The 12,875-nt window shown below is 48.3% G+C and carries 12 protein-coding genes; 4 read left to right on the forward strand and 8 right to left on the reverse strand.

The window, feature by feature from the left end; translation table 11 throughout:
• Positions 1-8: 8 nt before the first annotated feature.
• The 5 genes from ACH5Y9_RS14590 to ACH5Y9_RS14610 are packed head-to-tail and all read right to left on the reverse strand — an operon-like array spanning position 9 to position 5,046.
• The gene (locus ACH5Y9_RS14590; RefSeq protein WP_445366568.1) at positions 9-395 is read right to left on the reverse strand and encodes a type II toxin-antitoxin system VapC family toxin; all 387 of its coding nucleotides are present in this window, start codon (positions 393-395) and stop codon (positions 9-11) included.
• Entirely contained in the window at positions 396-626 is a 231-nt protein-coding gene (locus tag ACH5Y9_RS14595) for a hypothetical protein (RefSeq protein WP_445366569.1), read from the reverse strand.
• Between the two features lie 24 nt (positions 627-650).
• On the reverse strand, positions 651-1,508 hold the full coding sequence (dinD, locus tag ACH5Y9_RS14600; RefSeq protein WP_445366570.1) for a DNA damage-inducible protein D: 858 nt from the start codon (positions 1,506-1,508) through the stop codon (positions 651-653).
• The gene (locus ACH5Y9_RS14605; protein WP_445366571.1) at positions 1,505-2,626 is read right to left on the reverse strand and encodes a restriction endonuclease subunit S; all 1,122 of its coding nucleotides are present in this window, start codon (positions 2,624-2,626) and stop codon (positions 1,505-1,507) included. The genes dinD and ACH5Y9_RS14605 overlap by 4 nt, the downstream gene beginning before the upstream one ends.
• Positions 2,623-5,046, reverse strand: a complete 2,424-nt coding sequence (locus ACH5Y9_RS14610) for a DEAD/DEAH box helicase family protein (protein WP_445366572.1) — start codon at positions 5,044-5,046, stop codon at positions 2,623-2,625. The genes ACH5Y9_RS14605 and ACH5Y9_RS14610 overlap by 4 nt, the downstream gene beginning before the upstream one ends.
• Before the next feature lie 464 nt (positions 5,047-5,510).
• Between ACH5Y9_RS14610 and ACH5Y9_RS14615 the strand changes: the two genes are divergently transcribed.
• Positions 5,511-6,707 (forward strand): tyrosine-type recombinase/integrase, encoded by a 1,197-nt coding sequence (locus ACH5Y9_RS14615; RefSeq protein WP_445366573.1) that lies wholly within the window; start codon positions 5,511-5,513, stop codon positions 6,705-6,707.
• A gap of 48 nt (positions 6,708-6,755) precedes the next feature.
• Here ACH5Y9_RS14615 and ACH5Y9_RS14620 read toward each other — a convergent pair whose 3' ends face one another.
• A complete protein-coding gene (locus tag ACH5Y9_RS14620) occupies positions 6,756-8,156 on the reverse strand; it encodes a Fic family protein (protein WP_445366574.1) in 1,401 nt (466 codons plus the stop codon).
• Positions 8,157-8,431: 275 nt separating this feature from the next.
• Between ACH5Y9_RS14620 and ACH5Y9_RS14625 the strand changes: the two genes are divergently transcribed.
• The 3 genes from ACH5Y9_RS14625 to ACH5Y9_RS14635 are packed head-to-tail and all read left to right on the forward strand — an operon-like array spanning position 8,432 to position 9,943.
• Positions 8,432-9,088 (forward strand): transglycosylase SLT domain-containing protein, encoded by a 657-nt coding sequence (locus ACH5Y9_RS14625; RefSeq protein ID WP_445366575.1) that lies wholly within the window; start codon positions 8,432-8,434, stop codon positions 9,086-9,088.
• Positions 9,089-9,101: 13 nt separating this feature from the next.
• On the forward strand, positions 9,102-9,410 hold the full coding sequence (locus ACH5Y9_RS14630) for a flagellar transcriptional regulator FlhD (RefSeq protein WP_445366576.1): 309 nt from the start codon (positions 9,102-9,104) through the stop codon (positions 9,408-9,410).
• Positions 9,407-9,943: a FlhC family transcriptional regulator gene (locus tag ACH5Y9_RS14635; protein WP_445366577.1), complete on the forward strand. Its 537-nt coding sequence runs from the start codon at positions 9,407-9,409 to the stop codon at positions 9,941-9,943. The genes ACH5Y9_RS14630 and ACH5Y9_RS14635 overlap by 4 nt, the downstream gene beginning before the upstream one ends.
• A 279-nt stretch (positions 9,944-10,222) precedes the next feature.
• On the opposite strand, the gene ACH5Y9_RS14640 is transcribed toward ACH5Y9_RS14635, so the two are convergent.
• Positions 10,223-10,546: a hypothetical protein gene (locus tag ACH5Y9_RS14640; protein ID WP_445366578.1), complete on the reverse strand. Its 324-nt coding sequence runs from the start codon at positions 10,544-10,546 to the stop codon at positions 10,223-10,225.
• Between the two features lie 80 nt (positions 10,547-10,626).
• The gene (locus ACH5Y9_RS14645) at positions 10,627-12,807 is read right to left on the reverse strand and encodes a heavy metal translocating P-type ATPase (RefSeq protein ID WP_445366579.1); all 2,181 of its coding nucleotides are present in this window, start codon (positions 12,805-12,807) and stop codon (positions 10,627-10,629) included.
• Positions 12,808-12,875 lie beyond the last annotated feature (68 nt).

A 12,875-nucleotide genomic window follows, 5' to 3' on the forward strand; every position in this document is an offset into this window, starting at 1 on the left:
GTTTTTTCTCACCACAACGTCGCGACGGGATACTGGCTAATCAGACCATCGGCAGTCAAAATAACCAAATCATGTGCCATCGCTTGGCATATCAACATGCGATCAAAAGGATCGCGGTGCAAGGTTGGCAAGCGACTTAATTGGAAAACGGCCTTTTCATCCAGTGGCAGATAATCGATCAAATGGTCGCGGCATTGTTGGCGAACAAACGCTTCGGGTGCCAGAGGTAGTGGCAACTTTCCCAACTGATGCTTGACCAACACTTCCCAAATCGACACGCTACTTAACAACACCGTGTTATCACGGTTTTGAAACACGGTCTTGGCCTTTTCGCTCAATGCCGCGTCATCGCTGGTCAACCAGAGAAAAGCACAGGTATCCAATAAAACGTTCATTTAGCGCCCTTCAAATTCATCCAGCAAATCCGCTGGTAACGGTGCAAAAAAACTATCCGGCACTTTAAAACTGGCTTTGGCCAGGCCTATGGGACGTCGTTGTCCGGTAGCGGCAGGCTGCGATGCTTCTCGCTCCAAACCCAGGCGAAAGTAATGCACCAAATCGTAAATCTCGCCCAGCTTATCGCTGGGAATTTGTTTGATTTCTTCAATCAGCTGTTTTTGCAACATAATTTCTATCCTCATAGATTCAAATTACTCATTAGTATCGTCGGACTTGATCAGTTTCTTCCGCGCCGATTCAATTTGTTTAATACTTTTTCCCGGCGTAGGTAGTGATTCCGGCATTGTCCCGCCCAAATCCTTAATGGTCTGACGGACTTTTTTACCCACTTCCAAGTGCGTTTGGTTGGCCTGCCGTTTACCTTTGACTTGGTCGCGTTTCAGTTTTTCTTCGGTTTGGGTGGCGCGAAACAAGTTTGCGGCCAATTCGGTGCTACCCATGTGATCCAGAATTTTCTGGCTTTTTTTCAAACCTTTACGAGCGTGAATATCCTTGGCCGCCAACCCACCATACAAGCCGCGATAGCCATGATCCTGAAAAATGGCGTAATCCAGCGATGTTTCCACCCCGGCATCCTTGGCCGCGGCGGCCAGTTGTTTGTTATGTAAAGCCAGCTCATTACGAATGGCCAAACGTTTTTCATCTTCGGAAAGCCGGGCGAACTGTTCGTCATCCGCCAATTCCTGCCGCCGAGTCTGCATGGCAAAATAAGTTTGGCCATTGGCAATCACCGGCTTGCTGGGGTCGCCGTTTTGCACCACCAGATAGCAGGCATAGCGTGATAAGCGTACATCCGCTACTTCCCGTTTTGCGCCAGAGCCGATTTCGACCATTGTGAGGACATCCTCAATATGGTCGGCAACGTCTTGCCCGCTATTCCTACAAGCTTCCTTGGCGCGTTCTAAAACCGGCAAGAAATGACGATATTGTGAATATTCCAACACAACAGCCAGTTGACGAGCATGCCAATACTCATTGCCGTCGTCATCCAAGTGACGAATGCTCTCGAAGGTTACATGGTGCTGTTCGGCGATATGTTTGGTGGTCATGACGATCTCCTTTCGTGATTAAAATCGAAGGCCTTAGCCAGCAACCGTTCAGGGATTTTATTCAAGTCGTCGAGCTGTTGTTTAATGGCCGCTTTGACCGGTTGCAATTGTTTCAGCGCAGCGGATATTCGGACTTGCTCGGAATACGGTGGCAGTTGAATGAAGCCTTCTGCAAGGCGATTAAACAACATCCGTTCGCGTACTGCACCGCGCGCCAGCGAATTGATGCACTGCACACCGAAAGGCGAACGTAGCCAGTAGTAAAACCAGCGGGAATCGACCACACCAGCCTTACCCCGCAATGCCACGTAATCCGGGCTGGTGATGCCGGGTTGATCGTCGTCATCGACAAAGGCAATCGAGCCGATCAGGATACGCATTGGATTGTAAAACACGGTGCCGGAGAAAACCGGTTTATAACGTTGCGGTTGTTTGCCCGGCGGCTCCTTGGCCGGGGCCAAGCCATCACGGGTTGCACCCAATACCGGGTAATCGGCCCAATGTTCACCAATGCCCTTTTTCACTTCATCCAGAACATCACCTAAAGGGCATTCGCTAACCTTGGAATGCTCGATGCTTTGGCGAATATAGGCATTGGCAAGTTTGACAATTTCTTGCTGTTGGATTTCTAAAGCCTGTCGCGCGGTTTCGACTTCGGCGAGTTGGGTCTTGAGTTTGGCGGCGATTTGACGCTGTGTATCTAAACCAGGCAAAGATAACTTGACCGCTCCAAGCGTAAGAGACGAGAGATGCTTTACAGTCGTCGAAGGGGTTTTGTCTTCGATTTCTTTCAAGTCTTGATCAATGCGATACAGCAAAAAATCAGAATCGAGTTTTTCGGGCTTCGGCACCAATCGACAAACTCTTTGATTTAATAAGGCATCATATCCTGACCACTTATATATCCTGAACTCGCCGTCCATCCCAACCAAAAGATCTCCAGCTTTGACGATATAGCTTTTGTCAAAATCACCGAAAAACCTTAGCGAACAGACGTTTGCCTTTAAGTCTCGAATTCTGATAAGAGGCATTCCCTGTGTTTCTGAAAATTTGCTACTGTCAAACGCATAGCCATTTTGAATTTGACAAACCTCTAAAAGCTCGAATTCAGACCTCATACCCCAAACAACCTTCCCTTAGCCTGCAAAATCACCTCCACCGGTTTTCCCAGTTTTTTCAACGCCGCCAAACCACCCGCCTGCTGAATTTCCGGCACGTCCCACAGCGTCGACGTTTCCAATGCTTCGGTGCCGCCCAGCGCGAATTGCTGACCGAAGCCGCGCAACACTATGGCGCTGTCGCTTGGCATGGCGTCGAACCAGGCTTGATTGCTGTCGATATACGCCTGGCCGCGTTGCGGTTGCTTCAAGGCTTGGGCGCGGTAGCCGTGGTGGGCGAAGATGTCGTAATAATCAAAATCCTGCATGTCTTCCAGTTCGCGCAATACTTCCGGCGAGTAATGGTCCCCCAGCAGATGGTCGATCAATTGCCGGCGTTTTTTGGCTTCTATCCACAATTGCCGAAACTGGTTGAGGTCGTGCGCTTCGCTGACCACGCGCTGCAGGATTTCCCGGCGGTATTCGTCGCTGGGGATTTGCACGTCGCGGCCATCGCGGCGGGTCAGAATGTAACGGCCTTGCGGGGTGACGCTAACGTATTGGCCTTTGATCTCTGCTACCGAGGGTTGATGGCCTTGTCCGCCATCGCCATCATCACCGCCGCCGTCATCCTCGTCATCTTCATCATCGCCGCCCGATTTTTTCTTTTTGCCCGAGCTGTTCGCGGTGATGAAATCGGTGCCGAATAAGTCGGTGACGCCGGTGTAGTCGTAGAGCCAAAATTTGTATTTTTGGGTATCTTCGTCGATGCGGGTGCCGCGTCCGACCATTTGGTAAAACAAGATGCTGGATTCCAGGTAGCGGAAGAACACCACGGCATTGAGGCGTTCGATGTCGACGCCGGTTGCCAGCAGATCGACCGTGCAGGCGATGAAAGCGCGTTCGCCGGAACCGCGCATGGGCTGGATCAGGTCGCGGCCGCCTTTGTTGGTGCATTTAAAGGCGTACAGGTCTTTCGGGGTTTTGCCGTGCTGTTTGCACCATCGGCTGTACAGGTTGTTCATCTGTTGCACGACGCGATCAGCATGAATGTCGCGGGTGCAGAAAATAATCACTTTTTGCTCGGGGCCGCCGTGGCGGCAGAGTTGCTCGAACAAGTCTGCGCACATGGTTGGGGTGCGCAGTTCGATAAAGATTTCGTCGTCAAAGTCTTTGGCGGTGTAGAGGTCTTTTTTTAAATCCGTCTCGCAAATGGGTTTGCCGGTGCGAAGGTCGGTGGGTTTGAGGTCGAGTATTTGTTGCTTGGTATAGCTGATGTTGTCGATACTGGCCTTGCGTTTGACGATTTCGCAGGCGGCGAGGTAGCCGTCTTCTTGCGCTTGGATCAGGGTGTATTCGTAGACCGGTTCGCCGAAGTATTTGAGATTGTTGGCGGTGATGGCGGCATCGTCGGCGGTTTGCTGTTTGGATTCGCGCAACTGGCGCGGCGTGGCGGTCAAGCCGATTTGCACCGCGTTAGGATTACGCAGCAAGACCTCCGACCAACGGCCCCAGGCGGAGCGATGGCATTCGTCAATGATGATGACGCTGAAGGCATCGGGCGGATAGTGATCGGTTAAAAAACTGCTGGCGCCGGATTCTTCGTCATCCAAACCCAAGGTTTGATAGGTGGCGATATGCACGCGGGCGTTTTTGGCGGCGTTTTGACCGTTGGCGGTTTCGACGATGCGGGCGCTATCGCCAAAGGCCGCTTTCAGTTTGTTATAGCCTTGAGTACGCAGTTCGTCGCGGTCGCACAAAAATAATGCGGGTTTGGTCAGACGTTGGGCTTGTTGCAGGCGCCACAGCAAGTTGGCGGCAATCACCGTTTTACCGGCGCCGGTCGCTAGGGCCAGCAAAACACGACACGGCTTTTGTGCCCGTTCGCAATGCAGGATCTTCTCGAACACGGCGCGAATCGCGGCATCCTGGTAATAGCGGCTCTTGGGATAGGCTTTGCTGTCGGCTGTGAATAACAGCGCCGCTTCCGGTTTATGCAGGTCGATGCCGGTGTCGTTGAGGTAGCGCTGGGTTAGCGCGGTGTGCGTTGGAAAGTGTTCTTTGAACGCATGCGGCCCGGTTTGCAAGCCGGTGGTTTTATCGAATTCACCATAACGATGGCCGTTGGTGGCAAATACGTATTGCACATGAAAGCGGCTGCATTCCGCGTAGGCCTTGGCTTGCTGCATGCCTTGCAGCGGGTCGGCCTCTTCCTTTTTGGCTTCCAGCACACCGACGGGTAGCGGTTTGGTGGCATCGGGCGTTCGTACGCAAAGTAGATAATCAGTGCGACCGCAGCCGGGGCGTCTGCGACCTTTGTGGCCGATCGCTTCCACAGGTGCGGGTGTTTCCAATTTTAGCTTGCCGGCGTCGTCGTAGCCTTTATCGCGCAGAACGGGGTCGATCAACCAATAACGGGTTTCAGCTTCGTTGTAGCTCATTTTTGGTGACTTTCCCTATCTTAGAATTTATTGGAAACGGCGTCCGATGGGCAATAGTCTATCAAACCCATTAAAAAATCCTTGCCCTGGATTTTATCAGTAGGTCGATTTCAAATTGAATGGGTTGCTCATCTAATTCCAAACCGAATTTGGATATTCGAATCAGATAGACAGAACTGGATGAAGCTAGACGTCCCTCGGATCAGCGGAGGTCCGGAGCGGGCAAAAAAAAGCCCCACATTTACATGTGAGGCCTTAATTATTTGGCTCCCCCGGACGGGCTCGAACCGCCGACCTAGTGATTAACAGTCGCTAAAGACCATGTTAACACTTATTTCTGCATGTTGCATAATATCCCTAAATGCCCGATTATATTGAACTTTATAACATCATCCGTTTATGGTTGTTTCATTTTGCAAACTTATGTTGCGGAATTCAAGTGACCACAAAGTGACCACGAAATCATGTTTACTGACAAATCAATCAAAGGGCTAAAGGCAAAACCATCGGCGTATAGACTCTATGAAAAAGGGCCCGATAAAGGCTTTGGTGTCAAAGTCACCCCCGCAGGAAGTGTGTCCTTTTTTATCCAGTATGCTGGTGCAGACGGTAAACAAAAGTTCTTGAGTCTGGGACGGTATCCATCTGTTTCATTGTCTGAAGCGCGGGATAGGTGTCGTGATCTTAGACGAGATATTGACCGAGGAATCGACCCTCAATCCCGCAACGAGCTTAGACACGGCAGCGTAGCTGACTTGTTTGACTACTACATCAAGCACATGGTTGATTCTGGTAAACGAACTTTTGAAAAGGTCGAGACTGATCTCCATTACAACTGTAAAGATATTTTGGACTTACAAGCCAAAGACGTAACTCCAGCCCATATAAGGAAAATACTTCACACAATTATTTCACGAGGCTCGAATGTTCAAGCTAATCGAATTCGATCTTACTTAAGAAGGGCATTTGAATTAGGGGTTTATCACGACAACGATCCGAAAAACCTATCAAATGATTTTACTTTTCAGATACAAACCAACCCTGTCGATTCAATTCCAAAAGACACAAGTGCCGAAGTAGCTGGAGAAAGAGCACTATCATTTTCTGAAATCAAAGTGCTTTGGAACGAAACATGCCTACATGAACAATTCCATCTAGCTACCAAATTATTACTCCTATATGGCTGCCGCTCTTGGGAACTCTGTGGCGCAATGAAACATGAGTTTGATTTTGAGTCCATGATTTGGAGTGCCCCACCAGAACGCGTGAAAAACGAACGCTGGTTGGTATTGCCTATCACTCCGTTAGCTAAAAAATTACTTAATGAATTATGGCCGTATTCTGGAAACTCTGACTATCTTTTTCCAAGTAGATATAATGAAGAAAAACCGATTCATAAAACATCTTTGGCGCACGCTATTACTCGCATAAGCAGCATCGACACTTTCACACCAAGAGATTTGCGGAGAACAGTAAAAACTCGTATGGGAGAAATTGGCATAGAGAAAGGCATTAGAGATAGGATACAGAATCATGCTTTAAATGATGTAAGTTCAAAACATTATGATAGATATGACTACTTACAGGAAAAACGAAACGCCTTATTAAAATGGGAAAACCATCTAACCGAGTTGAATGCAGATAAAAATTCCTTCCAATGATTTTTTATTGGATCTTTTTTAACGTAATAATTTTTTAATTCAGTACGATCACAGACTTTTATTTCTTTCCCGCCATGCCGAAAACTCTAGCGGACGCAGCCCAAATCGAATTGCATTTCCCGCATGCAAAGTTTTAAGTTCGTTTTGTATCAAAATAATGAATCGTTGCTTGTCTTCTGGAGACACTGAATCCGGAATGCCTGCCATGATCGACATTTCATCCGCAGCCATTCCCTCCCTGACAATGGCTCGTATCACTTCAGCCAATTCGTTTCTATAACGTAATCGAACGATATCCGGCGGCACTAGTTGCTGCTGCACAGCAACGTACTGCTGGCATGAACGCTCGTAAGCCCAGATGAAGACATCTCTCAATAATTCAATTCGATTTAGTTCATAGACTCCGAGGACCGCGTCCACGTAAGCCTGTTGAGGCACATCGATAAAGGACAGTGGACAGAGATTGTGTTGAATCAGGGGGATATTGGCCGCCAACCGCGAAACCCGTTTGTTGACATCTTCAAAGGGTTGCAAGTATGGCAAATGCACCATCAGGAAAAACGATTGTTCAAACGGATCGCTGATTTCAGCAGCCATATCAATGACAATCCCGAACAACTCCTCAATACGTTGTGGCATGGCAATGGGTAAATAAACACTGCCACCAATATCCACCGCCCGATTGCGAAGCCGACCGCAACTCAGCGGGTCCGCTAACAGTCCATCTGACAAAAAGGCGTGTAATGCAATGATGGTTTCAGGTGTCACACCGGCATGCTCGGTATCATGCACTAAATACTCAATAGCCGATTTGTGGTTTAGGATCATCTGGGTTTCCATCGCATCCTTGCCTTCAGCGGCTTGACCAAATTCAATCAAGCGCTCTGTATCCAGACGACTATAGGTGTTACCTTCCAACATCGAAGACGCCCACGCAAGATCAATGAGCAGTCGATTCAGAATATCTCGAGCAAACGTGCCTGCCGGGGTTTGCTCAGATGGTGACCGACCCAGGGAATGTAATTGTTCGCGCAAGTCGGCCGGTAGGTAATAGGTATTGTTGGGATAGTATTGCGCTAGAAAGTCAGATTTATAGCTGACAGGTTGTCGATGTGTCCGAGGTTGGCGGATGAAAGCCTTGATTGCCTCCCCCTCTTGAGAAATTGGCACATACGCTTCGGGTACGACTTCCGGAATTGAACTATCTGTAATTTCTGTGGCGACGCCGCCGTGATCATGCTTCGCAGTTCGATACTTCAGAGCTCGTCCATCACCCTCACTAAAAATGCGTTGTTCTGCAACCAACGCAGCTAAGCGACGTTGCAAAGTACGACGCTTAATTTCGAAATCAAGCTGTTGCGTAATTTCATCAACGCCAACACCTTCCTGATATTGGGCAATGAGCTTTACGATTCGATCAAGTTCTTCTGATGGGACTATTTTCGGCATGATTTGATTTTTTTGTGGCTAGACGGGCTTTATCGCGCCAATTAATATGTCACTTAACAAAAAATTGCGCCATAAAAATATTTTATGTGGCGCAATTAAGTCTGAATCCATCTTCAACCAGTTCTAATCACAATTCTCGCTCTTAGCCCAAGTCCAAACCTAGTCATAAACTCACCAAAACCAACTAAAAACAGCTCAAAGGGACGTTTTTCGAACATATAGAATTTTTGACAACGTCGTAAACTCGCCTCAAGACCAATAAGGTGAGCTTGACCATGCCCATTACCCATTCGAAAAATCGTACGCTTAAGTGCCCTAGCATTTCGACTCAACGCCATCTTACCCTGCTTCGTAGGGGACTGATCGGTGGTCTTTGTATCATCAGCCAACCCCAGCAATCAATTGCTGCTGATTATGCCAAAGCGAATGCCAACATTCTGCACACTGCACCTTCTACAACAAAATTACAAAACACCCTCTGGTGGCAAGTCGCCAGGCGGCATCAAATCGACCCCTACGTTTTGTACGCCGTTGCTTTGGTAGAGTCCCGGAAACATGGCGAACAGAATCATGTTACGCCGTGGCCATGGGCTATCAATAATGCCGGTAAATCTTTTATTCCCAAAAGTCAGCAAGAAGCTGAGTTGCTTCTCAACAAAATGTTGGATGAAGGTCGGCGCAATGTCGATGTCGGCATTATGCAAGTCAATCTACGTTGGCATGGTCATCGTGTCACGAAGCCTGAGCACTTGCTCAATCCAAACACCAACCTTGAAATTGGCGCCATGGTATTAGCCGAAGCAATATTGTCCGCCCCAAATAATCTAGCTTTGGGTGTAGGACGATACTACAGCTGGAAAAATGTACCGGCGGCAATCGAGTATGGACAACAGGTGATTGCATTGGCCGATCAAATCAGAACCTTGATTTAGTGGTGGGAACCCTATGGATGAAAATCTCTATAACCTCAATCTGGAATATCTGATTGTCGCCCAAACATTAATACTGTCCGAAAGCGAGCAGAAAGCAATGTTCTGTTTGGGATTGACTCCAGAAGCGGTTTCTCTGCTGCGAACCATGCCGCTGACGCAATTAAAAATAGTGGCTCGAAGTGAGCATCTAACTTTTATCCCCCGATTTAATCCTCATAAATGGGGAGAGTTTCTCCAGATAGAAAAACGGGAACCCGAAACATCCGACAAACGTGCGCGTGATTTGTTGATGTTCCTACCCAGCTGCGGCGGCAATTCATGAGCCGAAGATCTTCTTTTGAAGCACGCCTGAACGATCAATATTGGGCTTATCAATTACTAAAACGAAAACTCCGCACGTCCTTGGCCAGCAAGGTCGTAATAACTCTTCGTCCAACTGATCTACGCAACATTTATCACGCCATTCATCAGGAAAGACCTCAATCGGGAATAGCCCCCAACATTGAAGCCATTCCCAAGACCCGAGAATCATTCTTGTATATGGCATTATTCGCCTCGATCTACCGTAGTGCCAGCAAAGTCGATATTAAAATGGAGATCGACATCAATGCCATCATTTTTGCCTGGGATTTTTTTTGCGAAATCTTCCCTAACCATATTCGCGAGCGCCGACCGTTCGGCCGAATACGGCCTGCTAACTTCGATGACGCCTGGGTCATTGCCCTTGCCATACAAGATGGCTTGGCTGAGTTGCGCTACTGTACGACCTGTCATCGAAATTTCATGGTGATCAATGGCTGCAAATATCAGCCAATCTGCCAAGTTTGCGTGTTGGACAGTTTTCGCAAGAATTAAGCATTTCAAATAGAAATTGATACTATCGGGTGACATTTAGTGAAAAGTGGTCAATTGATTTTGAAGTGATTTTTCATTATTTTTGTCACTCACCATACCCACTTTTGACACAAAAAATTAAATATTCCGTATTTTGTGCCACCAATAGTGAAAAATTTCCCGGCTGTAAGAATCTGGTAAAAATGGCTAGATTTCGGACAGCTGGTTTTCAAGTATTTATCTGTCAACCATAGGCTTGACGGTTCAAGAATGGACACAGCAGAACGCTAGGTACTACAACTAATGGTCCGCTTCTCGCAACATTTCCGCCATGTCTCGGTTTGCAGTGACGGCCTGCTGGTAAAGATCAATCACTTCTTGGCTATGCGCTTTAAGATCGCTCGCATGTCTACCATAAACATATCGTTGTGACTCAAATTGGCTGAGAAATTTTTTGTGTTCCTCAATCTTGGTCTGCAATTCGTTCGCTTCGTCTTCGAAGTGTTTGGCTAGTGCTACATGCTGAATGTTTAGATCGGTATCCATGGCATGAGGCTCCATGAAGCTACAAGCGGACAATAAGGATTCAGCTAAAACTAAAGGAATCAGTGATTTTAATTTCATGGTTATTTCCAAAGGTATCTTGAAATTTTGCAGTCTAGGCAATTTCGATGTTAAAACTATCCTTAATGGATTCAGGCTACTTAAAAGGCTGTATTTTTGGGATGAAGTAATCTCAATCCGTTGGCAACGACTAACAAAGAAGCCCCCATATCCGCCGCAATGGCTTCCCATAACGTCGCTACGCCGGCAAAGGCTAATACTGCAAATGCGGCTTTGATCGTCAGGGCAAAGGTAATATTCTGTCGAATGATCGAGAGCGTCCTTTTGGAATGGCCGATCAGCCAAGGGAGCTTGGACAGATCGTCGCCCATCAAGGCAATATCGGCGATTTCGATGGCCGCATCCGACCCTAACACACCCATGGCAATACCTAGGTTGGCCCGTCCCAGCGCCGGTGCGTCGTTGACACCATCACCGATCATAGCTACCTGTCCGTACTTCTCGACCATTTGACTGACAATCTCAACTTTATCGGCCGGCAATAATTCGGCATGCACTTCATCAATGCCGATTTGGGCCGCAATATTATTCGCCGTGACTTGGTTATCACCGGTCAACATGACCAAATGTTTAATGCCTGTCTGTCTCAGCGCTTGCAAAATCGCTTTGATTTCAGCGCGAGGCTGATCGGCAACGGCAATGAGGCCGCAAATATGCCGATCATTGCCAATGGCAATCACGGTTTGCCCTGTTTGTTCAAGGGCAATCGCTTTGTCGCTGATTTCTGGAACTTCCTGACTGCACTCTAATAAGTACCGACGAGATCCCAACCAGTAATTCGTGCCATTGAATAGTCCAGTGACACCTTTACCCGGCAGAACGGTCACGTTGTCGGCACTGGCCACACTAATACCCAGGTTTTCCGAATGGCGCAGAATGGCTTTTGCCAACGGATGATTACTACGCGTTTCCAGAGCGGCTGCGCGACTTAACAGTTCAGCTTCGCTGTGACTATTAAACGGAAATACACCGGTGACTATCGGCTCACCGCAGGTCAGCGTACCGGTTTTATCAAAGGCAATCGCCTTGATATGGGCCGGAGCTTCGATATAGATGCCTCCTTTGATTAGCACACCTTGCCGGGCAGCACAGGCCAAGGCGGCGACAATGCTGACCGGTGTAGAAATGACTAATGCGCAAGGGCAGGCAATCACCAACAACACCAAGGCATGGTAAAACCATTCGTTCCACACACCTTCGAAAAACAACGGCGGGATAATGCACATGGCCAGTGCAATCAGCATCACGACTGGAGTATAAATACGCGCAAACTTTTCCACCCATTGCTCAACATCCGCACGCTTACCATGGGCTTCACCGACCAGTCGCGTGATCTGTGCCAGCGTAGTATCCGTGGCAAGTTTGGTGGACCGTATTTCCAGGGTTCCCTCGCCATTGATACTACCGGCAAACACCTCATCGCCAACCTGCTTCGCAACGGGCATGCTTTCACCGGTGATCGGTGCCTGATTAACGGAACTGAACCCCGTCATCACCTCGCCATCCAAGGGGATTTTAGCGCCTGGCACTAGAATGAAGCAGCTACCTATACTCACGTCTGCGGCTTTTACCACGCGTTCCTGTCCGGTTTCATCCTTAACCGTCACTGTTGATGGTGCCAAATCCAGTAACGCTACTACCGCATGCCAGGCACGGCCAATACTCCAGCTTTCAATCGCCAGAGACAGGGCAAACAGAAAACTGACAGTTGCCGCTTCAAACCATTCATCAATGAACATCGCACCGATGACAGCAATCGTCATCAATAAATTCATATCCGCCCGCAAGCGTTTCAAAGCATAAAACGCCTTAACAATCACATGCCGCGCACCGCAAGCCACCGCTAAACCAAAGGCTATTTTTTCAGGCAAAGGCATCGCTTGCTGAGCATGTGCATTCAGTAAGCTATACAGATAGTGACTGACCACATCCCAATGTAGGGTTCCGTTTCCTACCGCGCTAAAAACAGTTTGAATATCCACAAGGCCGCCAGCTATGGCGATATGAATCAACATGCCGGCCACGATAAACAAACCGCTAAGTACTGTATAAATGGTCTTCGAGCGGTGTAGTTGCTTGGCATCCGCATCGGTCTGACCTGCTTGCCAGCGAGCGGCCGTCATACCCGTTGCAGCCACCGCTTTGATGAGCGTTTTTTCAGTCACGGGCTCGGCATCAGGCAACAGCGTCATGCGTCCGTTTAAAACATCAAATGCCAGTTTGTCACTGCCCCCCACTAGCGGCCCTATCGCGCTTTTCAAAGTAGCGACCTCTTCGGCGCAATCCAGTCCCTCGATTTTGAACGTCAGGCCCCTCGACTAGTTTGATA

The organism is Methylomonas sp. BW4-1 (genome assembly GCF_052474385.1).